The organism is Anabaena cylindrica UHCC 0172, from assembly GCF_034931625.1.
Taxonomy (GTDB): Bacteria; Cyanobacteriota; Cyanobacteriia; order Cyanobacteriales; family Nostocaceae; genus Anabaena; species Anabaena cylindrica_A.
Map to the genome: position 1 here is coordinate 1 of NZ_JAYGGY010000091.1, position 26,737 is coordinate 26,737.

A 26,737-nucleotide genomic window follows, 5' to 3' on the forward strand; every position below is an offset into this window, starting at 1 on the left:
AAAATATTATTTTATATTCTTATAGCATAATTTAATTGTTTTTCGGAGATGTCTAGAGAACAATTTCGGATTACTGGAAAATTAATTTTAGTTGCTGCTAATTCTCATCCACATTTACAATCTGCAAGAATCAAAATGTGGCAAGAATTAAGTGATACAGCTAGATTACAATTTGCTTGGCCTAATCCGGGTGAGATAAGAGTAAGAACTCCAGAAGCTTTTTCACCACCGGCACCAGATCCTATTCAATCAGTAGAAACTTTTTGTTTATTATTACTTGAACCTACACAAGTAGATCATTTGGAATTGCGAGGGGAACCACAAAATAGAACTTTTTATCAACTTGATGAAAATCAAAGTTGGTATTGTCAAGAAATTAATCCTTAAACATTAAGGCAAAATTTCCACAACAGTACCTTTCTGGACTAATTGATATATCTCATCTACATCTTTATTTTTTAAAGAAGGACAGCCTAAAGTCCAGTTATTGCGTGCATCAATCATTTCATCTGCACCCGCAGGTACACCATGAATACCTACTTGACCACCAATAGGAATATACCAAGCTAATTCACCATTTATTTTAGCTTGAAAATGCTTACGCCAAGATTGAGGATGAGGGTAATTCAACCACATAAATTTTGACCATTGGGGGTGCGGATAAAGGTCTTGAATTTGTAAAATTCCTTCTGGTGTTTTTTTGTCACCTTCTCTTTGTTTGTCACCTGTCGGGTTAGCACCAAAAACCACTGGATAGGATTTGATGGGACTGAGGTTATAATAAAGCGTTAATCTGTGTTGGGATTTCTCAATTAAAATAGAGATTTTCTGTTTATTGATAGGTTTTGTAATTAATTTTTCTATTGGTTGGTCATAATTTAATAATTCATCTCCAATTATAGGTTTATGTATTTTTTGTTCTAATTTGCAATTGTAAATACATAAAATCTCAGGAATTTCTGTAACTGGAAATATTAGACCTACTCGTAGTAGCAGCCAATAAAATATAGAACCAGCAATAAAAAACAAGGGAATACTGAATATTATTCCATGTTGTTTGACATTTTTTGTTAGTGCTTCTGTATTGATGATTGGCATATTTTTTAATTATCCAAAAATCAAAAATCTCAATTAATGAATGGGCGGGAAAAACCCAAATCTACTTTTTTAAATTCCCGCACCATCAAAAAATTCTTGGATATTTTTATCTCTAATATTACAAAAGTTGTGTTCTTTTGGTAATTCATTCTCTTGAATAAAGTTACCTGCTAAAACTGGAGTTTTTGCCGGAGTTTGGAGAGCTTGAATTTGTTCTTCAAGTGCTTCAATGCGGTCAACTAAGGTGCGAATTACTTGAGCTTCTGAATCTGGTAAGTTGTTGTGTTCTAGAGGGGAAACTCGAACGCCAGCACGATAGATAATGCGACCTGGTACGCCTACAACTGTGCAACTAGAAGGAACATCTCTCAAAACAACTGAACCTGCACCAATGCGGACATTATTACCAATTTGGATATTTCCTAAAACTTTTGCACCAGCGCCAACGACGACATTTTCGCCTAATGTGGGGTGACGTTTGCCGCTTTCTTTACCAGTACCCCCAAGGGTGACACCTTGATAGATTAAGGCATAGTCGCCGACAATGGCTGTTTCACCAATAACTACTCCCATTCCGTGGTCAATAAATACGCCTTGACCAATGACAGCCCCTGGGTGAATTTCAATGCCTGTTAAGAATCGAGCTATGTGAGAAATCAGCCGTGGGAAAAAGGGAATACTAATACTACGCAGCCAATGAGCTAACCGATGGAAGATTAAGGCTTGCAAACCCGGATAGCAAAACAGGACTTCCAACCAATTCCGGGCTGCGGGGTCGCGTTCAAAGATGATGCGAAAATCGGCACTTAGTGTAGATAGCACGAGATAGTACCCTTGGAGAGCAAGACAAGCTACTCTCCCATATTATCGTTACTTGGTCATTAATGAATGATTGGGGATTAGGAACTGGGTGGTAATTGATAATTACGAATTATTGCTCTACAGTCAAAGTGTAGTTATGCTTAAATCCGCGATTAAATGTACCTACCCAAACGCGATATTTGCCACGTTTCCATTTGCTGCCAATCACACTAGCATCTTTGCTTCTACCTGTATCATCACCGCAACGAATTGTTTCGTCGTCTGGGCCTTGGATAAATAAAGTGGTGTCATAGCCACTCTTAACTAGTATTTTCAGTTGATCGAAATCTTTTTCTAAGACGAGGATGTGATCAGGATTGGGATCACCAAAGCCGATGCAAATATTTTTATCGCGATCGCGGTTGCTCATGGCAGATAATGAATAAGATCCACCTGTATAACCAGTTACAGTTCCTTGTCCTGGTTCAAAACCTGGTAATAACTTCAGAGTTCCAAAATTTGCTGTCTCTGCGGCTACAGGTGTAGCTATTATGGTGATAATTGTAGCTAACAGCAAGCCACCTCGAAAGTGAAGCCAGAAGTGACGATCCTTCATGTTAGCTCTCCCAGATGTTGATTTTTGTGACTATATATACTAATTTTATGTGAAAAAATAGCCGATTGCTAGTACTTGTGTCACATGGAAATGTGACACAAATAGCACTTTTCTATTGATATTTATTTGGTGAAGCGATTAAGCTGCAAGAAAACACCACCTTTGAGAGTTCCTGCTTCACTACCATAACTACTGACTGTAAGCGATCGCAGATTATCAAAGAGTGGTTTTCCTAACACTTCCACAAATTTAAGAATCGGTAGCTGACCTTCGAGTATATTTTTACTCTTTTTCCAGTCAATATATATGTATCCTTGATTGGATTGGGGGAAGGTAGCAATACTATTCTGAAAATTGCGATCATCAACGAGAGAATTTTCTTGATGTGTAAGAATTTTCTCCATTGTTGCTAGGTCTGAGGTAAAAATTTCATAATTATCAATGGTTGTATGCACTCCTCCGATTTTGGCTTCGACGTTGACGGCTAATTTGTCTTCTGTCGTAGCAGTTAACTCTGTCCACGCGGAGACTTTTTGCTTGTTGAGAATGAGAGAACTAACATTAAAACCATTGTTGATAGCGATGTTATCTAACCTAGCTATACCTGTTGCTAATTGCGGCGTTTTTTCCACCACAAGCATCCAATTTGCTTGATTGGATAAAAGTGGGTTATCTTCAGTGAGGGATGCGATCGCATATTCTCCTGTTACCCAACTAAAAATATCCTCACTCAAGTTGAGATTCCAGCGTTTTTGGAAATCCACCAAAGGTTTAACCCAGCGAGAAATAGCCTGTTCCTCAGAACCGTAGATTGTTGCTGTTCCTTGTTTCCACAGTTTTGCTAAATCGCTTTCACCTAAATTACTTAAATTCACCCCAGCAACAGCCAAACCTGCTGATTTGGGAATATAGTGCAATGCACCCACAGGTTTAGACAATAATGGAGATGAAGGAGTAACTTCCGTCGTTGCTAAAAATGTACTTTCCGCCAGCAATCCTTGGGGATTTAATACTAAAGAAACAATTTGGCTATTATAGGTTGATTCTACTAACTCCAACCCTTGCCACTTAGCAACTATAGGCAGATTCAAAAAAGCTACAGCTACAGCATCTTTGGGCAATTCTTGAACAGCTTTTTGATATTCGGGAGCATCACTCAAATTCAATTGCGGTGCTTGAACATTATTAATCGCTTCTCGTAAAACCTTAGCATCATTAGCAAACAAAACAAAATTATCAACAATCGCACCAGCTAAACCATTTTGAATTTTTTCAGGTGTTGTTACTTCTTGAGTATCAGAAAGCAACTTCACACCTTTGTATTGTTCAACAGCCAAATTTGCTCCAGCTAAAGCCCGTTTAGAGAATAACAACTCTACAAACTCACGGCCTTTTTCTGGCTTCTCCGTAGAAAGCGCCATCAGATACCCCGGTTGCAGTCCGTTTTCTGAATCACGGTCTATATCTTCACTAATTACAGCCAGTGTAATTTCATTACTTAGCCAAGGTTTGATATCATCTTGGAAATCTATATTACTTTTAGCCAATAAACTGTTCTTGACCTTGGAAATATCCCCTTTTTCGTCTATTGCTTGCAAACCGTCGGGATTTATTAATAATGACACCATCACAGGTGACATTTTTGACACAAATATAGCAGCCCCAGGTTCAGACTTAGGAACACTGAGGTTGAATGGACTTTTACCGAAAAACCAATAAAAGCCAGCCATACCAATTAGTAGCAAGACGATAACACCAGCTACTAGGAAACCAAAAAATGAGCGCTGACTATTCACTTAAACCTATTTTCCAGCTTTTCTGCCAACATGAATAGTATAGGATCGTTTAGAAAAACTACATGACAGGTACATCTTTTGTTCAACCCTTTGCCTCAATTAGCGTAGAAGAACTAGCACAACGTCTTGCCACAGGTGATTCTAGTATGCAACTGATGGATGTGCGCGAACCCCAAGAAGTCGAAATATCAAGTCTAGAAGGCTTTGTCAACCTGCCCCTGAGTGATTTTGCCGCATGGGGTGAGCAAGTCCCTACCCGCTTTGATCCTCATGCAGAAACCCTGGTTTTGTGTCATCATGGTGTACGTTCTGCCCAGATGTGTCAATGGTTAGTTGCTCAAGGATTTACAAATGTTAAAAATATTACGGGCGGTATTTCTGCTTACTCTATCTTAGTTGATTCTTCAGTCCCACAATATTAGGCAATATTCATATCTTGCATCATCATAACCCTGATTATTCCCTAATAATTTTGTAGAGTGGATATTGCTCACCAGTGATTATTGAAAAGGTGCAAGATATGAAGAATCAGGAGTCAGAAGCAAGAAGAACAAGAAGAATATGTTTGAGTCTCCTCCTTGTCTCCTGATTAACCCTCTTTTAAAGGGTGTTCTAAAATTAATTTATAATATCCGAAAGCTTCTCCTTTAGGGCTGACAGTGAAAGGCATTAAAAGACCTGCAATTGAATTTCTCACTAAATATTTAGGTAACAAAAAAGTAAGTATTTTGACTTGCCAAGACAAGTAAAAAAGTTTCAGAGATAATTTTTGTAATTTTGATAGAGTAGGCTGAATTGCTGAAGAAACATCTTCAATAGCTAGAACTCGAAAACCAACTGAATGTGCGATCGCATTCCAATCATCAATTTCTGAAAATCCATGACGAACTGCCATTGATACTTCTACAAGTTGAGTTGCAGTTTGAAGTAATTTAGGAAGTTGTTCCAGTTTAATTTTTCGATAGCCATCGAATATAATTAATTGTCCACCTGGGCGCAGCACACGAAAAATTTCTGCTAGTGGTATTTCGGTTTCAGATGCGTGACATAAACACTCAAAAGCAAAAACAATATCAAATGATTGATCTAAAAAGTTTAATTGATTAAAGTTACCTTCTTGAAAAGATAGGTTAGAATATTTCTGTGATTTTCGATTTGCTATTTTTATATGTGATGGAGTTAAATCAATTCCAGTGAAGTTTACTTTTGGATACTGCTCTGCTAAAAAACAGCTATTAAATCCTTTACCGCATCCTAATTCTAAAACATTTTCTGCCTCAAGTTCACGGATTTGTTCAGCAACTGCTCGTGGTTGAACGTAGTAACCATCTGGATCAAATACACCATCAAAGTTCAACGCCATATGGATAGCATCTTGTCCAGAGTGATAGATTTTATAACCCCACTCACTTTGAGTATAGTAAGATATAGTAGCCTCTGAATCAAATTCCTTTAAGACAGATTCGCAATTAAAAAGCCAGTCAATTTTGGCAATAGCATCTGCTAAAGTTAGCTGATTAGCCAGTTCAGCATAGTCAGGTTCTACTCCCCCAGTCAGTAATTTAATAATGATATTTTTGAGAAATTTATTCAATGACATAAGTATTTGAGGAAATATTATTAAGTTACTATAGCAGCGATAATTGGTTATTGCTGGCTTTTAGAACAAGATATGATTAAGTAAGAATTCAGGAGTCAGGAGTCAGAAGTCAGGAGTCAGGAGTCAGGAGTCAGAAGTCAGGAGTCAGGAGTCAGGAGTCAGGAGTCAGGAGGAAGAATATTTTTCTCTTCTGTTCCCTGTTCCCTTTTAAAAACTCCACTGGCAAAGTCTTATGTAAATATAATCACAACGGTCTTATATTTATATGAACAGATAGAAAGTAATATTTTGTAACTAAAGTCACAGCTTATTGTTGATGGACTATGAGATACTAAGTAAGTAGGCGGAAATAAATCAAACTATGTTAAATAAGGTAACAAATTTTGAAATTGCCTCTTAGTGGGGTCTTCAGCCCTACTTTGAGGTCTAAAAACCTCACTACAAATCTTTAATTATTTATGTTATTCTACTTACAGAAGAAGATGAAAATTTATCCTATTTTTTGTTTTCAATGATCATAAAAAGCATACTAAAATAAATACTGAAGATAAATTTTGTGTTTAATGAACACAACATAAGTTTATAATTTGCTATCTTAATTAAATAATTATTAACCTTTTTTTGCTTTGCAGTTCTAGCCACAATATTCTTTCAACCTTTGATTAAAATTTGCCTTCAGTAAAATATCACCTATGCAAGTCCAGCTGACAAATCGACAACAGCATATACTTTGGGCAACTGTACGCCACTACATTGCTACCGCAGAACCTGTTGGTTCTAAAGCTCTAATTGAGGAGTTTGATCTTGGTGTTAGTTCCGCGACTATTCGCAATGTCATGGGTGTTCTAGAAAAATCTGGTTTACTTTACCAACCACACATTTCTGCGGGAAGGATACCTTCTGATTCTGGTTATCGCATTTATGTTGACCAATTAATTACACCTTCTTTCCGAGATGGTATGCGAACAGAAGCTTTAACTAAAGAAGTAGAAACAGTATTACAACAACTTCGACCTTGGGAAGATTGGAGTTTGGAAGCTCTATTGCAAGGTGCTGCACAAATTTTAGCGACTTTGAGTGGCTGCATTACTTTGATTACCATGCCACAACCAACTACTGCACAGTTACGACATTTGCAATTAGTGCAGATTGAGCCTGGTACAATTATGCTGATTGTGGTGACAGATGGTTATGAAACGCATTCTAAGGTGATGGATTTATTCACTGCGTCGTCAGAAACTAAACCTGATCCTGAGGTAATTGATCATGAGTTGCAAATTGTATCCAACTTTCTAAATAGCCACTTACGCGGACGGAGTTTGTTGGAGTTAGCCAAACTTGACTGGAGTGAATTAGATCAAGAGTTCCAACGCTATGGGGAATTTTTGAAAAATTCAATTGCAGAGTTAGCACGTCGCACTGCACCAACTGCAACACAAATTATGGTGCGGGGTGTGGGAGAGGTTTTACGTCAACCAGAATTTTCTCAATTGCAACAAGTGCAAACTATCATCCATCTTTTGGAAGAAGAACAGGAACAGTTGTGGCGTTTAATATGTGAGGAACCAGAAACAGAGGAAACTGGTAAATCAAGGGTAATGGTTCGCATTGGTGCAGAAAACCCACTAGAACCAATTCGTGGTTGTACTTTAATTTCTTCTACCTATCGTCGGGGTTCTATACCAGTGGGGAGTGTGGGAGTTTTAGGACCAACTCGTTTAGACTATGAAAGTGCGATCGCAGTTGTAGCCGCAGCAGCAGACTATCTCTCAGAAGCTTTTAGTTAAATGGTCTAAATCATGTTGAGAAAAATTTCTTTTGGTTTGTTATGGCTAGGATTTATTTCCTATGCCTTTTTCTTTGCTCCTCCTGATAATTTCCCAGAAAGTTTAGAGTTAATTAAAAATCTATCTATAGGTAATTGGCAAGATATTAATCCTATAATAATTGCCTTATTTAATATCATGGGTATTTGGCCTTTAATCTATAGTTCCCTATTATTTATAGATGGTAGAGGGCAAAAAATTCGCGCTTGGCCATTTGCGACAGCTTCTTTTGCAGTTGGTGCTTTTGCACTTTTGCCATATTTAGCTTTAAGAGAACAAAATCAAAATTTTGTAGGTAAAAAAAATCTATTTCTCAAAATATTTGATTCTCGTATAACAGGAATTTTGTTAACTTTAGGTGCAGGTATTTTATTTATATATGGTTTACAAGGAAACTGGGGAGATTTTATCCAACAATGGCAAATTAGCCGTTTTATTCATGTCATGAGTTTAGATTTTTGTATGTTGAGTCTATTATTTTCCGCATTGCTAGGAGATGATATGACACGACGGGGTTGGAAAGATAATCAATTATTTTGGTTATTTGCTTTTATTCCTTTGTTTGGTGCGTTGATTTATTTGTGTGTGCGGCCACCTTTGAAAGAAGAGAATGTAGCGTTAATTGATAATCAGCAAGCAACATTAACAAAATAATTTAACATGAAAATTAGTTTACAAGTATGATTAAGACAATTGGTTAGATACTTAAATTTCCAGTAATATGTTAATTAGATTCACAGTAGAAAATTTTCTATCCTTTAACAAAAGGGTCGATTTTAATATGATTGCTTCAAATGATACTCAGCATAGTCATCATATAGTTGGGGGAGAATCTGAAGAATCAATAAAGTTATTAAGATCATCAATTATATATGGTGCTAATGCTTCTGGAAAATCTAATCTTATTAAAGCTATGAAGTTTGCTAAAGATTTCATAGTTAAAGGAATAGAAAAGAATAAAAATATAAATATTGATAACTTCAAATTAGATAAAACTTGTTTCAATAAGCCATCAAGGTTTGAGTTTGAGTTTAGATATCAAAATAAGCAATATGCTTATGGATTTTTAATTGATAAACATAAAATTCATGAAGAATGGTTGTTTGAAATAGGGTTAAACATAGAAACTTCTATTTATGAAAGAACAGGAAAAAAAATTGAATTTAATTTTCATCATCATATATTTGCCAATATTTCAGAATATGAAAAAAATAGGATTCACTATGAAGCAGATAGCACAAGAGGAAATTTACTTTTTCTTACTAACTCTCAGGAACGGGAAATTAATCAATTAGAAATAATATATAAATGGTTTAGTAATGTTTTGACAATTATCTTTCCAAATGATAAACCTCTTGCATTACCTTTTCTCGATCAACGAGTTCAAGATTCGTTGAGTAAATTTCTATCATCGTTAGATTTGGGGATAAAAAAAATTAGTATTACGGAAACTGCTTTAGAAGATGACAAAGAAATAGAAACACATGATAAAGATGAAATAAAGAAAGTCTTTCCTTATGAAGAAAGTGAAAATTCGATGCTTTTTATACCCAATTATAAAAGTATTATTGCTAGGGTTAAAGATGCAACAGAGGAATTAGTTGTATTAGATATATCAATCATCAGAGATGATAAAGAACATAATGAAGTTAAATTCAAAATATCTGAGGAATCTGATGGTACACAAAGATTAATAGATTTATTTCCTATACTCATACATTTAGCGACTGGAAACGCTGTTTATGTAATAGATGAAATTGAAAGAAGTTTACATTCTTTACTGATTTATAAACTGTTTGACCATTTTTTAAACAATACTGAATATAAAAATTCAAATAGTCAGTTAATAGCGTCAACACATGAAGTCAATTTATTAGATATCAAAAATGTTTTTAGAAAAGATGAAATTTGGTTTGTAGAAAAAGATAAGTATGGACAATCAATACTATATTCTTTAGCAAATACAGATGTTGAAGATTTAGATTTAGTTGCTGGATATCTTAATGGTAGATTTGGTGCTATACCTTTTATTAAAGATTTAACAGCACTGGGTTGGAGTAAATAAAAATAATATGGGTAGGGAGAGAAATACTGATTATCAGCGGATATCAATTGAGATTGATAGCAAATGTAGTCCAGATGGAAAATGGAAATTATATGTAATAGTTGCGGAAGGTGATAAAACTGAATACAAATATTTCCGTGCCTTAAAAACTAAATATGCTGAAGAATTTCAGATGAGTAATTTATATGTAGAGTTTATAGACAGAGAAGAATCTAAAGCTGGAAATTCTCACGCTGATATCGTATTGGAAACTTTAGATAGCTTTCTGGAAGTACTAAAACAAAAATATCAACCCAAAGAAAATTATGATGAGTTATGGTTAATAGTTGATACAGATGAATATGATAATCGTAAAGCAGCTATTGACAAAATTAATAAAAAATGTTTAGAAAGTTCTCTTTATAAACTAGGTTTAAGTAACCCATGTTTTGAAATTTGGTTAATTCTTCACTTCGTTGATTTAAACACTACTTTAAAAGACTGTGTTTTAGGAGAAACATTAACTGAAAGTTTAAATGATTATATCTTAAAACATCCCATAAAAAAAAGACCAGGAATATGTAAACGTAAACTCTTACCTGGTATTCATCAAGAAAAGCATCAACCATATTACGAGAAATTAATTGAATATATACCTCAAGCAATTCCTAGAGCAAAAATACTAGGTGGATGTAATCCTAATGATTCAGATTATCCAGATCAAAAAATTGGTACAGAGGTTTACAAGTTGCTAGAAAAATTAACACAACTGTTTATCAATCTAGATGATTGATAATTAGTTATTTTGATTCACATTCCCTTTTTGTGACAAAATGACGATATCGAAACATCGCTTCTAATTGCACCTGTACTAACCAACCACTGACAAATTCCACAGCATCACCACCAGGCAGAGAAAAAGAAATGTTATCAGTTAATCTAGTCTTGCCATTTTCCGTTTCAAATTCATGACGATGTACCCAAGACTCAAAAGGCCCAGATATTTGTTTATCAGTAAACAGTTTATATTTTTCAAAGCCAGTGTGACGTGCTAACCAAGTCAAAGGTAAAAGCCCAATAAACAAGCGAAATTCAGTAATTGCACCCTCATTTAGTCCCCCTTCACGACGAATTACTTGAACTGGTTGCCAAGGTGGGGTGAGTAATTGTAAAATATCTGACCTTTCATGAAATTTCCAAACTACTTCTACTGGTGCGTTAATAATTGAGGAATGTTTAAAATGCAGCATGGAAAGAAAAACCTAAAAATTAGCCTTCGTATTCACTATCAATTTCAATATCTAGTGTATCTTCATCAATCCTGACATACAAAACATTAGGACGACAGCAAACCTGACAATCTTCTATATAACTTTGTTGCATTCCAGCACTAAAATCAATAAAAGTTAAATTTGGTTCACCACAATAAGCACAATAAAACTCTGATGTGTTTTGCATCTCTAGATATTATCTCAATAATATAACTCTGCGTACCTTTGCGTTAACCTCCGCGTTCCTCTGCGTTTATTTCACTTCCAACCCAGAGCGAAAATGACCCATAGCTTCACTCAAATGCTTTTGTAGTGTAGACTCAGGTAGAGGTCCTTGCAAGTGACTCCAAGGTAAAACCTGCTCAGTTGACCAGTTAGCGTGGACGTAAAAATCTAAATCGGGAATTTGCCCTTTGAGTTGCTTAAAAGCACGTTTGTAACTACCTAAAGAGTCACCAAAGTCACGAGTTAATTCTAGCAGATGGGAAATTCTGCGATCGCCCCTCGATAACAAAGCCTGTATAATTGACCAATTATAGCTTTCTGGACGAAACTCTATCCCTTGGGGTTTTAGGTGTTTTTGCAAAAACTGTAACCGTTTCTCCGCTTGCTTATTGACTCCAAACCATTGAAAAGGTGTGTGTGACTTAGGGACAAAAGTACTACACCCCAGCGTTAACCGCAAACCAGGTGCAGCTTTTTTAACAGCCTTCATCATTGACACCGTTTCCTCCAAGTCTTCCTCTTCTTCCCCAGGAATTCCTGCCATTCCGTATAACTTCAAACTCGATAAACCACCAGCTTTAGCATTTATAGCCGCTTGGATAATTTCATCGTTATATAACTTCTTATTTATAATCTGGCGTAATTTATCCGAACCACTTTCTATCGCAATAGTAAGCGATCGCGTGTCTCGTTTCGCTAAAGTTTGGGCTAATTTTACCGTTACCGTATTCGTCCTTACCGAAGCAACACTCAAGCGTACATCATCATATTTTGGCTGACTAATATAATCTAATAACTCTGTAAATTCAGGATGTTGAGTAACTGAAGCGCCTAATAAACCTAGACGTTTAGTAACTTTTAAACCCCGTTCAATAGCAGGAATTAAAGAGTTTTCTAAACTTGCAGTTCTAAAAGGTAAAGTTAAATAACTTGCTAAACAAAAGCGGCACATTTCTGGACAACTCCGCACCACTTCCACCATAAAAATATTTTCCCATGCGGCTTTTTCTGTGACAACAGTAGAAGCAGAGAGAGTATTTCCTCGGTAAGTTTGCTTTTGCACAACTTGGGGAATTTCCGTCGAAATAGGATTGATTGATTTTATTTCTCCATCTTTTGTTTCATATTCAACCGCATACAAACTAGGAATATAAATTCCTGGTACTTGGGCTAATCTTTTTAATTGAGTTTCTCTATCAGCGTTCCTAACTTCTTTATAAACATCAATAAAATTCCCCAACAGATTTTCCCCGTCTCCCAATAAAATCACATCAAAAAATTCAGCAAAAGGTTCTGGGTTAGCTGTGAGAACTGGTCCACCTCCAAAAACTAAGGGATGTTGTTTATTACGCAAAATAGCCCGGAGGGGGATTCCTAAAGATTCCAATAAATTGAAAATATTCACATAATCTAATTCCCAAGACATAGAGAAGCCTAGTATTTCTGGTTGTCTGGGAAGTTGTTCTTGAATATCGGTAAATAAGCGACTTACCTGCAAATCATCACGCATGGCTAGAGTCGCCCACACCACCTGATAGCCAAGGCTAGTTATGCCCACCGTGTACTCATTGGGAAAAGCAAAAATCAGTGGAATAGCGTCATTATAAGGGTTTGCAGGTGTGAATAGAAGGCGTTCAGAGTCAAATACAGATGATGTCACAGGTTTATCAAAAAGTTATCTATATTTAATTTTAAGCCAGAGAATAATAAAATTGAAAAATAAAGTTACACCATTAGCCATAATAATGGGTACAGCACCAAGAATGATCCCATAGATTAACCACAGAAATAAACCTATCATAAAAGTAATCAGCATCACGAAAGAAACATCTTTAGCTGATTTTGTCTTCCAGATTTTCAACATCTGGGGTAAGAAAGCGATCGTTGTCAATGAACCTGCGGCTAATCCTAAAAGGGTGATAAAATCCATAATTAATAATTTATTTACATACATATCATAGTTATGACCTACAGGGTGAGCGAATCTTAAACCCTATTGACAAGGGGATTTATTTAATATGTGGGAGGATGTTCAAGTGAGACAAATCAAGATAAGTTAATATACGAACCATCTAGCTCGCTGTTTGGGGAATGTGGGAAGAAGCGCCGTCAAGAATCCAGGAGTCAAAATTATTACCTGATTAGAGATAACATTAGAAGCTTGGTTTTTCACTTCTAGTTCGACTCCTGAATCTGAAATTTAAATACCCAATCGTTGATAAACCTGATCTAAATGTCTGAGATGCTGCTGTGGGTCAAAACAGGCATCTATTTCTGTTGGTGACAACTTTTCGGTGACACGAGGGTCTTTGCTAATCAAATCGCGGAAATTGCCTTCTGGTTTGTTCCAAGCAGTGTGGGCGCTTTGTTGGACGATCGCATAAGCTTCTTCGCGGTTGAGTCCTTTGTCTATTAAAGTCAACAGAACTTTTTGGCTGAAAACTACGCCACCATAGCAGTTAAGATTCCGTTCCATATTCTGGGGATAAACCAGCAGATTTGTCACCAAGTCGGTGATTTCATGCAGCATAAAGTGGGTCAAAATGCAGGCATCTGGTAAAACTACCCGTTCGACGGAACTGTGAGAAATATCTCGTTCGTGCCATAAAGCGACGTTTTCTAAAGCTGCACCTGCATGACTTCTGACTAATCGCGCCATCCCTGTTAGTCGTTCGGAACGAATGGGATTGCGTTTGTGTGGCATCGCACTAGAGCCTTTTTGACCTTTGGCGAAAAATTCTTCAACTTCCAAAACGTCTGTTTTTTGGAGATTGCGGATTTCTACAGCAAAGCGTTCAATAGATGCGGCAACCAAGGCCAATTGCTGCACATAATCGGCATGAATATCGCGGGAAATAACTTGAGTTGAGGCAGTATCGGGTTTGAGTCCGAGTTTTTGACAAGCGATCGCTTCTACACGCGGTTCAATATTCGCATAAGTTCCCACCGCACCGGAAATCTTACCCACAGCGATGGTTCCCCGGAGAATTCGCAAGCGTTCTTGGTGTCGCAACACTTCCGCCAACCACCCGGCTAACTTAAAGCCAAAAGTCATGGGTTCAGCGTGAACACCATGCGATCGCCCAATCATGACTGTATAACGGTGTTCTCTAGCCTTATGGCGAATTGCCTGAATTAAATCTTCCAGACATTGCAACAACAGATCCAGACTAGCAACCAATTGCAGTGCCAAAGCCGTATCCAGCACATCCGAACTAGTTAAACCCAAATGAATATAGCGTCCCGCCTCACCCACATATTCATTGACATTAGTCAAAAAAGCGATCATATCATGGCGAACTTCTGCCTCAATTTCTAGCACCCGCTGGGGGTCAAAATTCGCCTTGGCTTTAATCTCTGCAACTGCTTCTGATGGAATATAACCCAATTGAGCCTGTGCCTCGCAAACAGCAATTTCCACTTGCAGCCAGGTTTGTAGCTTATAGGCTTCATTCCAAAGATTGCCCATTTCGGGCAAAGTATAACGCTCAATCACATTCGGGCATATAATACAACCGTCATATTTTACATTTTAATTAGGGTATCTAATTTGTTCCTTCCGCTTTTTGCTCATCAAGAGGAGAGTTTAAAGCCTATTAATTTTGATTCGCATAGCTATAATTGTGCAGACTTACTTAGATATATAGATAGTTTTTACGCTACTTTAGCTAATTTGACTACTTATCCTTAACTTTTACTTAAAGGCTGGGTGCTAGGATGTGATTCGTTCTTTCAGCCAAGACTAAATTATTCCTAATATATATTTCTCAAACCCTATTATTGTCTGCAATCTTGAGAGTGCGATCGCCTTTCCTATGGTGAATTCAGCCTTCGACTGAGCGATCGCCAAAGTCTACGCGTAGCGTCTCATCTTTGCACAGCATAACGTAGACATAAGGCATCTTAACTAAGAATTACTTGATTTGATGAAGCAAAATCACACATTCCGCCAAAAAACTTGAAATTATAATTTTGCGTAATCAGAAGATTTACAAGTCTGTTTTGGGAATGCTAACAAGAGTAATAATGCAGATTTTAGTAACCATCAGACAATTTTAGATTTCATGTATAAATCCGGGGGCTTCTACCATCAAGAAATTATTGGTCAATATTACATCAAAGGATGGTAAAAATGCTGGCTATGCATACCATGAGAAATGCTGATGAATTGAACCTAAAACTAGATTCAACCTTGCAAGAATTACCAGTTTGGACTGTTCAAATTGAGCTAAATTATCCAGGAAATGCATTAGCTAAACTTTTTGAACAAGAGCCTTTACTCCCTGGAATTATCTTGACTAAAAATCAGCAATGTGTAGGTATGATTTCGCGACGGCTGTTTTTTGAGCAAATGAGTCATCCCTATGGTTTAGGACTATTTGCTGGTCGTCCGATTGAATATCTATATAATTTTCTGAAGCCAGAGATATCTGTCTTACCAGAAGATGTGCTGATTATGGAAGCGACTCAGATATCATTAGAACGCTCATCTAAAAACGTCTATGAACCAATTTTAGTCACAGATCAATCTTGTCAGTATGGAGTACTTGATTTCCATCAGTTACTGTTAGCCTCTTCCCACATCCAGGCGCTTACACTAACTAGACTGCAAAAAGAAAAAGAACGCGCCAGAGCAGCACACGCAGGATTTCGTGACCTTCAACACAACTATACTCGATTACTACAAAATGAAAAAATGATTGCTTTGGGACAAATGGTAGCAGGTATAGCCCACGAAATTAATAACCCCATGAATTTTATCTATGGCAATCTCAACTATGCCAGTGAATATGTACAAGAATTGATCAATATACTGCAATGCTATCAACAGGAACAGCCTTACTCCGATGTAGTATCACAAGCAAAAAAGCAGGGTATTGAAATAGAATTTATTATGGAAGATTTGCCTAAATTATTATCTTCTATGAAAGTTGGTGCTACCAGAATTAATGAAATTGTTTTATCTTTACGTAATTTTTCTCGCTTAGATCAAGCAGAAATTAAATCTGTTGATATTCATGAAGGTATTGAAAATACATTAACAATTCTCCAACATAATATAAAAGCTAAACCTGACCGTCCAGAAATTTCAGTAATTAAAGAGTATGGCAAACTTCCTTTAATCGAGTGCTATGCAGGGCAAATGAATCAGGTATTTATGAATATAATATCTAATGCTATTGATGCTTTATCTGAAAGATATAAACTTTCAAATAGCAGTGATAAAATAACTGAAAATACTCAAAAAGATATCAAAATTTTGATTCATAGCGAAGTAACGAATGATAACCAAATAATGATTAGCATCGCTGATAACGGTCTGGGAATACCGGAGGGTATACAAAAACGTTTATTTGATCCATTCTTTACCACTAAACCCGTAGGTAAAGGAACTGGATTAGGATTATCTATCAGCCATCAAATTGTAGTAGAAAAACATGGTGGTCAACTTTATTTTGTCTCTAATCCAGGAAAAGGCTCAGAATTCATCATTAAAATTCCCATTTTTTTAGACAAAAAATTGTCTTAGAGAACTCCACAAAAAAGATGATCTAATCTTGTATTATTAGCAGGCAAGATGCCAGCACCGCCAGAAATTTTGGGATATTTTTTTATTTGGAAGTCTCTTAATGAAAACTTTATGGCATTAGTTAGTTATTTTCAAGTAAGTAGTCGGATAAAAAGAACTGAATACTTAAATAGTATTTATAAATAACCAAATAACTGGCATAAATATATTAAAATAATGACATTAGATTTTATGCTTATAGCAATTTTTGAGTTTTATAGAGATAATTAAATAACCCTAACTCTGCAAAATAACAATCTATAATAACTATGTTAAGCAGTTGGTTTTACCTCATGATAGCAATTATTTTTGAAGTCTGCGGCACAACTTGCATGAAATTGTCCGAAGAATTCACTAAAATAGTTCCTTCCATCTTAATATTTGTATCCTATGGACTTTGTTTAACTTTTTTGACACTTTCTCTCAGAAAAATTGAAGTTAGTATTGTTTATGCCATTTGGTCTGGATTTGGTACTATCTTAATTACTAGTATCGGTATTGTCTGGTTTCGTGAGTCTTTCACACTCGTAAAAGCTATGTCTATATTTTTAATAATTGTTGGTGTGATTGGTTTAAATTTAGGTGAATACTTTCAGAATACTAATAATTAACACTCATTTTTCTAAAAATAGATACTGTTTTAAAATAGTATCTATACTCTCTTTTTGTGAAGTATTAATCGTTAAACGCCATATATCCCCAAAAAACATACTAGTGCTAATAATCAAAATATAGTCATCCGGTTTCATTGGATTCACAGTCCATTTATAATACCTAATCTTTTCCCACTTAGCAAAACCTCCAGCAGTCAAAATCCCTTTTTCTCTGATTGAGGGTGGATTATTCATAAATAGTCTTAATAAGAAATAGCTAACAAAAAGTATCCTTGTTATACTTTCTAAAGGATACATAAATAGCTGTATTTTATTAAGAATAGGATATAATGTTATGAATATGAAATTGCTATATAAAAATATAATCATCCCTTGTCCACGCAGAGGAAGTTTGATTAATAAATGACCTATCTGTTTACGACTAATTAAAAAATTTAAAATCACGCACAGCAAGATAAAGATTAACAGTACAAATAGCAGGTTAGCAATATATTGATATTGAATTGATACTGCATCTGTGATTAGTGTGGCTTCGTTTTCTATCATTGCCTATTAACCAAATTCTATTTTATAGCGTTTCCTCAGCACATGAGGTACATCATAGACCTCTGGGGTTGAGATTTTTGTACCTCACTCAACCGATAATCGCTATATTATACTTCTCCCATAATGGAAGCAGTTATTGATTAAATTTGTAATAATCCTTCTGGATTTACTGTTAAAAGCGGCCGACGTTGCAAACCTTCACGATGTAAAATTTCATTCGCAGCCAGCAAACCACTACTAACAGCCCGTTCCATTAAACCACAGGGAAAAGGCATTTTTACCCAATCACCAGCGAATAATAAGTTAGTCATATTTGTGCTACTTTCTGGACGTTCTGCATAACTATTGGGTGGATATCCAGAGAAGTTATGTTGATTGACTAATTCCTGATGTAGCACCTTTGCTTGTTTTAACTCAGGAACAATATCATAAAGTTCTTGTTCAAAAGTATTTAATAAAGCTTCTTGGTTAGGAAACTCTTTTTCTTTGTAACAATAAGCGTGTAATTCTACCACACTACCACCAGTGCGTTGTGACCAATCAATGAATTGTTTTTGAATGCGGTGATAAAGGGTAATGCTGTCAGTTAGCTGGTAGCCAGATAAAGAAGTAAAGTTACTATGTTCCCATTCAAAGTCCTGATCAAACCAGAAACGGCACACAGCAAAGGGATCAGCTATACTCAGCTTTTCAATTTGCGATCGCACTTTTTGATCTACATCCCCAGTCATGCGTTTAAATAGTTGTTGTACTCCCGGTACATCAGTAGCTAAAACATAATAATCTGCGGTAATTATCTCTGGTGATGATGACTCTTGATTAACTGCTAACAATTGCAAATTATCATCCTGTTTTTCTACAACTTGAAACTTAGATAAATCTCTTTGAGCAGGGCCTTTAACTACCTTACCTTCAGATGTAAATACCGCACCATGACAAGGACAATGGAATTGACCATCTGCTGCTATTTGCACAGTACAACCTTGATGGGTGCAAGTGAGAGAAATAGCTTCCTGACTACCATTTAAGTGAGCGAATACTTGATCAGCCGCACCAAAATATTCTATTTTACTATCACTGACAATAGAGTTGCGCTTTACCCAAAAAGGCACATTATTATTATTGTTACCCACATAATATTTAATTTCTGCAATCTGATTGTTATTAGCAACTATTTCACTCACAGTCGCACCTGTGATAATTTTCCCTTGCTGCTGAATTGCTTGAGCGATAGGTTGGACTAAACTTGTCCCCATATCGTCTTTTGTTCCATTAAAAGCCAGTCCTTCAGGATTTCCAAAAAAGTAAAAATGGAAGAACTGCATCAGTTCTCCTACACTCATGGTATCAGGTGCATTTAAACTAGATTTGGCAAAAGGTAAAAAATATAAATCATATAAACCTTGGGGAAATTCTGTTTTTACCCAATCAGCCACGGAAATATGATCAAAACGCCGATAATTTTTTTCTCGCTGGAAACCTGTAATCGCCTGAAAGACTTGTAAATGCTTAATTTTAGTGAGGTTGATACCCCATTTTAAGCGATTGGGAGATGCGATCGCTAAATCTATAATATTCCAAGGAAAAGCAGAGCTACTAGGGCGAAAAACTTCTGGTTGATATTGGGAACCTCGGTAAACAACCGAATAATAGTTTAACGACTGAAAATTATCCTTAACTCCCAGTTCAGATACAACATTATTTAAGTTATAATACTGAGGAAAAAAGCCATGAAACCCATGTTCCATCATGAAAGTTTCACCAGCAGCTTTTATCTGCCAACTAGCAATTTTCCCTCCCAGTTGGGGAGACTTTTCTAAAAGTGTAACTGCAAATCCCCTCTGAACCAATTCATAAGCACAAGCTAAACCTGCTAACCCACCTCCAATTACCACGACGCTTTTATTAGTATTTAAACTCTTGGGTAAGTTGAGAGTATCTGGCTGAAAAATAGACGGTTTTGGCTTACTAAAACGTGAGTATCCTGTTGCTCCGACAATAGTACCTACACCAAATAACTTCAGCAGTGTCCGCCGAGAAATAGGAGATGATTCTGGTAAGTTAAATATCTGGCTCATTGGTTATGTAATCAACTTTTCACGATGCACAATGGAGTAATATCAAAGATATAAATGGGCAGACTTTTGTAGTTAGCCTCAAGGGATATATTTTGACAGAAATTCAAAAATTGTCAAGAGTTAATTGGATAAATTGATCATATTACGCACTCATCAAAACAAGTTTTGTGATCTGACAGCAAATCAAGCTGCAAGATTTACAGTCATGAATCACAATATTACTTGACAGTGTAATACATTTACTAAAAATTGGCTACTGAGTGTGTAAGATACTTGGCGCATTATAGAATTCCAGTTGAGGCAACTTACCATATATCAATGCAAACTTAACCAGCAGTTAAAGATAATAGAATTTACACAAGTGTCACATTTAATATATCTTATAAGATGCATCAGATATCGAAAATCTGTTGATAATAACCAATTTATAGCTCTGATGCACCCTACTAATATGCCAATCACGTAAGTCCTGGATAATTTTGATGAATTTAAATAATTGCTTAACTCACCATAAATCAACTAATCACAATGAAATATTGGAGTGAAACTATAGCTGTTACTCAGCGCATATTAATTGAACTTTTGCGCCGTAGACGCAGCTTAATTTTTTGGAGTATTTTCCCAATTTCCATCTTAATTCTCAACGGATTTATTTTGGCAGAACGGGCAAAACTCACAATGGCTGTAGCTTTTGAAAATGCTGCACCTTCAACTTTAGTAGGCGCAGCACTGTTTTTTAGCTGTTTGGGTGGGAGTGTAGCTACTGTAGTTGCAGAACGAGAACAGCAAACCCTAAAACGCTTGTTTATTTCTCCATTAAGTGGCACATCTTACTTTTTAGGAATTTTTCTTGCTCATAGTTGCATTGGTATCGGACAAACGCTATTAGTTTATACCATAGCCGCTTTTTGGGGTGCGACATTTAAAGGTTCCATTTTATTAGGAATTATCATCATTTTATTAAGTATCATTGCTTATGTTGGCTTAGGGTTTATTTTGGGTACACAATTAGCCCGACGAATTGAAGATGTTAATGCTTTAGTAGCTGCTTTTGGAGTACCTTTATTAATTTTAGGCGGGGCATTTTTACCAACTTCCTTATTTCCCCAAACTCTCTTAAACATTGCCAAATATAATCCAATATATCACATGAATGAAGCTCTATTAGGAGTTTCAGCCAATGGATATAAAATTGGTGATATTACATCACATTTTTGGTTTTTACTTGTGTTTGCAATGATTATGTTAGGTTGTGGATGGTTATCTTATCGACGGATGTTGATGGTAGAAAGAAGACTTTAAATAAGTTATTAAGCAGTTCCCTGATTTCTTTGAAAAATTGGGATCTATCTGTATTTTTCAGAAAAACTATAGATTGGGGAAGAGTAATTGGGCGATATATTCTGCATTTCTTTTTTCTCGCCAAATCCAATGATTATCCTGACCTTTTTCTCGAACATGAATAATTGCCGCCTCAATTACTTGGTCTAAATCATCTAAACTAGAATAGGATGAACCTATAGAAACTGGCCAGGTAATTTGATGCTTTATCACAGGATAATTTGGTGCGATAATATAACACCCACAAGATCCTGCGTCACTTATCACCCCACTAGCTCGATAATAATAACGATCTTGATCAAAATCAGTAACTAAAATATCTAATTGTTGTAATGCTTGCAAATAATCTTGGTCTTTCGTGGTATCAATAAAAGTAATATCTGAGCAATTTTCTAGATATTTAGGTTTTTGATTAATAGGTGTACCAATAACTAATTCTAGTTGCTGGGAATGTTGCAATACATAATATCTGACTTTTTCCAAAATCTTATTAATAGGCTTATCTTCACGAATAATTCCTATAATACCAATTTTAATTTTCTCATCTTGTTTCAATCTTTTTCCTGGTGTTAATTTCGGAGTAGTTTCACTGATTATAGGATGGGGAATAACAATTTTAGAAGATGCGGTAAATTTAAACTTATCGCTGATATAATCGTCATCTAATTCTAAAAGAACTACTTTGAATTTAGGATTAAATTCTAGAAATTTTTTAAAATAAATAAATCCCCAATATTTTATTTTATTTTCTTGAGCAAATAATTGATTACCATGAATACCTAAAAATACTTTTTTTCCTGTTGACACCAACATAGGTAACAGAGCTAAAAGATGTTGATTATAAATTTCCATTACATAAATACTATCAACATCTTGAAGAGATAAAGCTTGTAATCCCATTGAAAAATGGCGATATTCACGCCGTAATTGTAATCCCACTGAATAACTAGGAATTGCTTGAGTGAATTTTTTAAACCATTCAGGAATCGGTCTTTCTATGGTAACAAAGCCGATTTTATGATTAGATAGGTGGTGATTTATTAGTAAAAGCTCTCTCAGTCCTGGGTGAAATAGTTGCATAGTTGATTAAATGTATATTTAATAATAAGTATATCGGCAAAATTAATTGGGTGCGGCTCTTTTAGGAAGAAAAGATATTACATTCGTATTACACGGATCTAACCCAACTATCTCTACATTGTTGGTTTCTAACCTAAAAATAATAAGGGTGCGATCGCATAAAAATCAAACAAAAAACCTCTTTTCACCGTGTAACACAATACTACAAAAAAGATGTAATCTTGATTTTGAGACCTGAGCGAACCATTTTTGGAATTCCTAAAACTTAAAATTCCTACCCTGTATAAACTATGGGCTTTATGCCAGGATTAAAGTTGTCTTTTCAAAAGAGCCGCACCCAAATTAATTAGAATATTCCGAGTAAAAAAATGCCCAATTGTCATTGCGAATGGGACAAAGCGGAATGAAGCAATCTCTGGTTTTGGAGCATTTATTATTTGGAACACTCTTAAAGGATGTTTAAAAAGTCTTTGGTGATGTATCAAAAATCGTTTGCGCCCTAAATCCCTCTTAAAAAGAGGGAATACGGGTATCAAATACTACATAAGGAAAATTTTTAAACATCCTCTTATACAAGGTTTATTCTTGCCAGATATGAGCTTGGCTCATTTTGATTTACTATATATAAGTAACAATACTACCATATATCAGTCAATGATAATATCTCAACCTACAATCACTGAGGAAAATCAGGAAATCTCTGTCTCAGCTAGAGTAGCGTTAGACAATCAAAGAAATCAAGCTCCCGACACTTTGTGGTTTAAATTTCCTTCGCACTATCGAAATTATGTCACTGATCGTTCTGATGGCTTTATAGTAGGTCTACTGCCTTCAGCTATGGCATTAGGAGAAAAGGTTATAGTTGAAGGGATAACATCACCCCGTCTTGCCTACGGACTGCGTGAATATCAGCAAATTCTCAATGCTTGGTGGCCTAAAAAATTCAAGATTGTAGACATCCAATACGATCGCCTTCAAGAATCAAGTTCATGCGATTCTGAGTATGGGGCAGGATCTGCATTTTCCGGTGGAGTGGATTCCTTTTATACCTTGTGGAAGCATCTGCCAGATCATGAAGAACTAGAGAAATACAGAATAACCCATTGTTTGATGATTAATGGTTTTGACAAGGATATAGATTTAGATGATACAGGTGCTTTTCGCCAATTATATGATATTTACGAGCCAATGATGCAGAAGCTAGGAATAACTCTGCTAAGGTCACGCACTAACCTACAGAAATTTAGACTAGCGTCCATAAATTCCTCCGATCTTCACCTTACATTTGGTGCGCCAATTACAGCTTCTACCCTGGTGTTGGGCAATTTATTTTCCCGTTTTTACATACCAGCCTCTCATAGTTATGCCTATGAAACCTTAATTCCTATGGGGGCGCACCCTATTCTAGATCACCTACTAAGCACAGAAACTTTGCAGTTGATCCATGATGGAGCAAATGCTTCGCGTACAGAAAAAATAGCCACTATTTCCCAGTGGAATGAAACCTATTCAAGATTGCGTGTCTGTTTGCAGAAGGCTAAATATGATGAAAATACAGGGCAGATTGAAAATTGCGGTAATTGTATAAAATGTATTAATACCATGCTTTCTCTAGATATATTGGATGTTCTACCTATGTATGCTACATTTCCCCATTCTTTAAAAAGTCAACAGATATGGAAAGCTAGAAATTTGACAAAATTCCGCTATAAGGAACATCTAAGCTTTGCTCATCAACAAAGTCGAAAAGATCGTATATTTGACTTATACTGTTATTTTTTACAAAACGATGTAATTTATCCTATCTATGCCAAAATTCGTAATTTATTCAGAGTATTTAGTTAATTACATATATAAGGAAAGTTGATAGATATTTGAATTCTTTTTTTAATCTATTTAGTTGACTAAAAACACCTGTTTAAGCTATGAAAAATACCACACCACAGTTAATTAAAGAAGAACTACACAAAGCTTTGGGGCAATTGGATAGTTTTGAATCATGTGCATTACTGAACTATCCAGATTATCTAAATTTGGGAGATCATTTGATCTGGTTAGGGACTGTAATGTACCTGACTGATGTACTAAAAACAAAAATTAAATACGCCTCCAGCATTGCAGATTTTTCTCCGACAGTAATGGAAGAAAAAATTGGTAAAGCTCCCATATTCCTTCAAGGAGGAGGCAATTTAGGAGATATTTGGCGTGTTGATCAGCAGTTTCGAGAGCAGATTATTGCTAAGTATCAAGATCGCCCAGTTATTATTCTTCCACAAAGTGTTTTCTTTTCCAAGCCAAATAATCTCCAAAAAACAGCAAATATCTTTAATTCTCATCCTAATTTAACTATATTTGTCCGTGATGATCGTAGCTATCAAATTGCACAAGAATCTTTTCATAAATGCCGAGTAATTAAATCCCCGGATATGGCTTTTCAATTACTGAATTTACCAGGTGTATCTACCAATTGCAAATCAAAATCATCAATTCTCTTTCTTTGTAGAAAAGACAAAGAATTAAATCAGGAATTTTCGGTAAATAATGTTAAAATTCCTAATTTAGTGGTTGAAGATTGGGTTTCCTTTCCATGGGTATTAGGACTTCGTTCTCAAATGGTAAAACGTTTTGCAACACAAATGTTTAGGGAAGTTTGGCAAAGGGGTTTAATGACTCCATTGGAGTGGATATATCGACAAAAATGGCAATCTTCTTACTCTAATGCTGATAAATTCAACCAGATGTATAACCCTTTTATACATAAGCTGTTATGGAATTTTATGTCTAGTGGAATTTATCAATTTCAGCAACATCAACTAGTGATTACAAATCGGTTGCATGGACATATTCTTTGTATCCTTTTAGGCATTCCTCATGTTTTTTTACCTAATGCTTATTACAAGAATGAATCTTTCTATGAAGCATGGACAAAAGATATTCCATTTTGTAGATTTGTTAAAAACACTACCCAAATTGAATCGGCGGTACAAGAACTATTAGAGATAAGTAAATCAGGTAAGTTAAATGTCTAAAACCCATCTGTGGCAGGAAGAAATTACAGAATCTGAAGGCTCAATTACTATCAGCATTACTATTGAAGATCATCAACAAACTCGCACTCGTCTTTGGTATAGTCTTCCTTCTGAATATAGAGAATTAGTTACCAATAGTTGTGATCCTTTCGTTTTAGCAACTGTTTTAATGGCAATGAACCAGTCAACTAATTTAATTGTACATGGGGAAGTTTCTCCATCTTTGCTGCAAAATTTGACAGAATTTCAAGCAGCTTGGAATTCTTGGCTGCCCAATAATTACAGCTTAATTAACATTATTGCAGACGTTGAAAAAGAACAAATTAATAATCAATCGTCAGACAAAGTAATTGCGGCATTTTCTGGTGGAGTTGACAGTTGTTTTACAATGTTCCGTCATCGTACAGGCAGTTGTGGAAGATGGCAACGTAATTTAACAGCAGGTTTAATGGTGCATGGTTTTGATATTCCCTTAAACCAGAAAGAAATATTTGACAGTGCTGCCCAAAGATCCAAGATTATGCTATCCAGTCTAGGTGTAGAATTGATTCCCTTAGCTACTAATTTCCGCCAAGTTATCAAAGTTAATTGGGAAGAAACATACGCGACCGCAGTTGCCTCTTGTCTGTTATTATTACAGCGTGGCTTTCAAGCAGGTTTAATTCCCAGTGCATATCCTTATAACGAACTTCATTTTCCCTGTGGTTCTAATCCAATAACAGATAATTTACTATCAAGTTATACGTTTCAATCTATTCATGATGGTGCAGCTTTTGGTCGGTTTGCAAAAATCAGAGAAATTTCTAATTGGCCAGAAGCTTTACAAAATTTGAGAGTTTGTTGGCAAGGTTCTCAAAAAGATCGTAACTGTTGTCGTTGTGAAAAGTGTATTCGGACTATTCTTAATTTTCGGATTTTAGGGATAGATTTACCATCTTGTTTTGAACAAGATGTTACAGATAATCAGATATTAAACCTGAAGTTACCGTCAGGGGGACCACTTAATTCGCTAAGAATTACTCTAAAAGCTGCAAAAAAAGCTGGTATTTCTGAATCCTGGGTAAATGCAACAGAAATATGTATCAAGCGTAGTAAAATAGAAAATACATTAAAAAATAATTTATCTCCTACTATCAAAAAGAGATTAATTCAACTCAGAACACTAATAGCTAAAAAATAATTTATTCACATAATATAAATTAT

25 protein-coding genes and 1 pseudogene are annotated in these 26,737 nt (G+C 35.7%); 12 read left to right on the forward strand and 14 right to left on the reverse strand.

All coding sequences use genetic code 11. The features are described 5' to 3' along the window. Window positions 1-51: 51 nt before the first annotated feature. Window positions 52-387: pseudogene (locus VB713_RS19810) on the forward strand (pyridoxamine 5'-phosphate oxidase); the annotation flags it as partial. 3 nt (window positions 388-390) lie between these two features. Here VB713_RS19810 and VB713_RS19815 read toward each other — a convergent pair. From VB713_RS19815 to VB713_RS19830, 4 genes are all read right to left on the reverse strand, one after another. Next, a complete protein-coding gene (locus VB713_RS19815; RefSeq protein WP_323313223.1) occupies window positions 391-1,098 on the reverse strand; it encodes a L,D-transpeptidase in 708 nt (235 codons plus the stop codon). Window positions 1,099-1,167: 69 nt separating this feature from the next. After that, window positions 1,168-1,920: a serine O-acetyltransferase gene (cysE, locus tag VB713_RS19820; RefSeq protein WP_323313224.1), complete on the reverse strand. Its 753-nt coding sequence runs from the start codon at window positions 1,918-1,920 to the stop codon at window positions 1,168-1,170. A 109-nt stretch (window positions 1,921-2,029) separates the two neighbouring features. Continuing rightward, entirely contained in the window at window positions 2,030-2,515 is a 486-nt protein-coding gene (locus VB713_RS19825) for a hypothetical protein (protein WP_323313225.1), read from the reverse strand. A 122-nt stretch (window positions 2,516-2,637) separates the two neighbouring features. Continuing rightward, on the reverse strand, window positions 2,638-4,311 hold the full coding sequence (locus tag VB713_RS19830) for a DUF3352 domain-containing protein (RefSeq protein ID WP_323313226.1): 1,674 nt from the start codon (window positions 4,309-4,311) through the stop codon (window positions 2,638-2,640). Window positions 4,312-4,373: 62 nt separating this feature from the next. On the opposite strand from VB713_RS19830, the gene VB713_RS19835 reads away from it, so the two are divergent. Continuing rightward, a complete protein-coding gene (locus VB713_RS19835) occupies window positions 4,374-4,733 on the forward strand; it encodes a rhodanese-like domain-containing protein (RefSeq protein WP_323313227.1) in 360 nt (119 codons plus the stop codon). Window positions 4,734-4,900: 167 nt separating this feature from the next. Here the strand turns inward: VB713_RS19835 and VB713_RS19840 are convergent, their stop codons facing one another. Then, window positions 4,901-5,911, reverse strand: a complete 1,011-nt coding sequence (locus VB713_RS19840) for a class I SAM-dependent methyltransferase (protein WP_323313228.1) — start codon at window positions 5,909-5,911, stop codon at window positions 4,901-4,903. A gap of 692 nt (window positions 5,912-6,603) precedes the next feature. On the opposite strand from VB713_RS19840, the gene hrcA reads away from it, so the two are divergent. Together hrcA and VB713_RS19850 are read left to right on the forward strand one after the other, a co-directional pair. Then, the gene (hrcA, locus tag VB713_RS19845; protein ID WP_323313229.1) at window positions 6,604-7,698 is read left to right on the forward strand and encodes a heat-inducible transcriptional repressor HrcA; all 1,095 of its coding nucleotides are present in this window, start codon (window positions 6,604-6,606) and stop codon (window positions 7,696-7,698) included. A 12-nt stretch (window positions 7,699-7,710) separates the two neighbouring features. Then, the gene (locus tag VB713_RS19850; RefSeq protein ID WP_323313230.1) at window positions 7,711-8,391 is read left to right on the forward strand and encodes a DUF2834 domain-containing protein; all 681 of its coding nucleotides are present in this window, start codon (window positions 7,711-7,713) and stop codon (window positions 8,389-8,391) included. 122 nt (window positions 8,392-8,513) lie between these two features. Here VB713_RS19850 and VB713_RS28290 read toward each other — a convergent pair whose 3' ends face one another. Continuing rightward, window positions 8,514-8,600 carry a DUF1563 domain-containing protein gene (locus VB713_RS28290; protein WP_416242459.1) on the reverse strand — a complete coding sequence of 29 codons (87 nt, stop codon included), beginning with the start codon at window positions 8,598-8,600 and terminating at the stop codon, window positions 8,514-8,516. A gap of 5 nt (window positions 8,601-8,605) precedes the next feature. Between VB713_RS28290 and VB713_RS19855 the strand changes: the two genes are divergently transcribed. Beyond that, window positions 8,606-9,802: an AAA family ATPase gene (locus VB713_RS19855; RefSeq protein ID WP_416242460.1), complete on the forward strand. Its 1,197-nt coding sequence runs from the start codon at window positions 8,606-8,608 to the stop codon at window positions 9,800-9,802. A 7-nt stretch (window positions 9,803-9,809) separates the two neighbouring features. Continuing rightward, window positions 9,810-10,574 carry an RloB family protein gene (locus tag VB713_RS19860; protein ID WP_323313232.1) on the forward strand — a complete coding sequence of 255 codons (765 nt, stop codon included), beginning with the start codon at window positions 9,810-9,812 and terminating at the stop codon, window positions 10,572-10,574. A 7-nt stretch (window positions 10,575-10,581) separates the two neighbouring features. On the opposite strand, the gene VB713_RS19865 is transcribed toward VB713_RS19860, so the two are convergent. The 5 genes from VB713_RS19865 to purB all read right to left on the reverse strand — a co-directional run bounded on the left by VB713_RS19865 (window position 10,582) and on the right by purB (window position 14,773). Further along, window positions 10,582-11,031 (reverse strand): SRPBCC family protein, encoded by a 450-nt coding sequence (locus VB713_RS19865; RefSeq protein WP_323313233.1) that lies wholly within the window; start codon window positions 11,029-11,031, stop codon window positions 10,582-10,584. A gap of 19 nt (window positions 11,032-11,050) precedes the next feature. Further along, the gene (locus VB713_RS19870; protein WP_015212398.1) at window positions 11,051-11,239 is read right to left on the reverse strand and encodes a CPXCG motif-containing cysteine-rich protein; all 189 of its coding nucleotides are present in this window, start codon (window positions 11,237-11,239) and stop codon (window positions 11,051-11,053) included. Window positions 11,240-11,305: 66 nt separating this feature from the next. Next, entirely contained in the window at window positions 11,306-12,937 is a 1,632-nt protein-coding gene (locus VB713_RS19875; RefSeq protein WP_323313234.1) for a radical SAM protein, read from the reverse strand. A 15-nt stretch (window positions 12,938-12,952) separates the two neighbouring features. Continuing rightward, on the reverse strand, window positions 12,953-13,207 hold the full coding sequence (locus VB713_RS19880) for a SemiSWEET transporter (RefSeq protein ID WP_323313235.1): 255 nt from the start codon (window positions 13,205-13,207) through the stop codon (window positions 12,953-12,955). A gap of 270 nt (window positions 13,208-13,477) precedes the next feature. After that, a complete protein-coding gene (purB, locus tag VB713_RS19885) occupies window positions 13,478-14,773 on the reverse strand; it encodes an adenylosuccinate lyase (protein WP_323313236.1) in 1,296 nt (431 codons plus the stop codon). Window positions 14,774-15,409: 636 nt separating this feature from the next. Here purB and VB713_RS19890 point away from each other — a divergent pair. After that, entirely contained in the window at window positions 15,410-16,807 is a 1,398-nt protein-coding gene (locus VB713_RS19890; RefSeq protein ID WP_323313237.1) for an ATP-binding protein, read from the forward strand. 308 nt (window positions 16,808-17,115) lie between these two features. Beyond that, window positions 17,116-17,457: a multidrug efflux SMR transporter gene (locus tag VB713_RS19895; protein ID WP_323313238.1), complete on the forward strand. Its 342-nt coding sequence runs from the start codon at window positions 17,116-17,118 to the stop codon at window positions 17,455-17,457. A gap of 3 nt (window positions 17,458-17,460) precedes the next feature. Here VB713_RS19895 and VB713_RS19900 read toward each other — a convergent pair whose 3' ends face one another. Together VB713_RS19900 and VB713_RS19905 are read right to left on the reverse strand one after the other, a co-directional pair. Further along, window positions 17,461-18,006: a DUF5673 domain-containing protein gene (locus VB713_RS19900; protein ID WP_323313239.1), complete on the reverse strand. Its 546-nt coding sequence runs from the start codon at window positions 18,004-18,006 to the stop codon at window positions 17,461-17,463. 140 nt (window positions 18,007-18,146) lie between these two features. Further along, window positions 18,147-20,084 (reverse strand): FAD-dependent oxidoreductase, encoded by a 1,938-nt coding sequence (locus VB713_RS19905; protein WP_323313240.1) that lies wholly within the window; start codon window positions 20,082-20,084, stop codon window positions 18,147-18,149. 528 nt (window positions 20,085-20,612) lie between these two features. On the opposite strand from VB713_RS19905, the gene VB713_RS19910 reads away from it, so the two are divergent. Beyond that, window positions 20,613-21,386 (forward strand): ABC transporter permease, encoded by a 774-nt coding sequence (locus VB713_RS19910; RefSeq protein ID WP_323313241.1) that lies wholly within the window; start codon window positions 20,613-20,615, stop codon window positions 21,384-21,386. A 66-nt stretch (window positions 21,387-21,452) separates the two neighbouring features. Here the strand turns inward: VB713_RS19910 and VB713_RS19915 are convergent, their stop codons facing one another. Then, window positions 21,453-22,505: a glycosyltransferase family 1 protein gene (locus VB713_RS19915; protein WP_323313242.1), complete on the reverse strand. Its 1,053-nt coding sequence runs from the start codon at window positions 22,503-22,505 to the stop codon at window positions 21,453-21,455. A 654-nt stretch (window positions 22,506-23,159) separates the two neighbouring features. Here VB713_RS19915 and VB713_RS19920 point away from each other — a divergent pair. The 3 genes from VB713_RS19920 (at window position 23,160) to VB713_RS19930 (ending at window position 26,714) form a co-directional block, all read left to right on the forward strand. After that, window positions 23,160-24,350, forward strand: coding sequence for a hypothetical protein (locus VB713_RS19920; RefSeq protein ID WP_323313243.1), 1,191 nt, complete (start codon window positions 23,160-23,162; stop codon window positions 24,348-24,350). 80 nt (window positions 24,351-24,430) lie between these two features. Next, complete coding sequence (locus VB713_RS19925) at window positions 24,431-25,534, forward strand: polysaccharide pyruvyl transferase family protein (protein WP_323313244.1); 1,104 nt, start codon at window positions 24,431-24,433, stop codon at window positions 25,532-25,534. Beyond that, window positions 25,527-26,714: a hypothetical protein gene (locus VB713_RS19930; RefSeq protein WP_323313245.1), complete on the forward strand. Its 1,188-nt coding sequence runs from the start codon at window positions 25,527-25,529 to the stop codon at window positions 26,712-26,714. Before VB713_RS19925 ends, VB713_RS19930 begins: the two co-directional genes overlap by 8 nt. The last annotated feature ends 23 nt before the right edge of the window (window positions 26,715-26,737 follow it).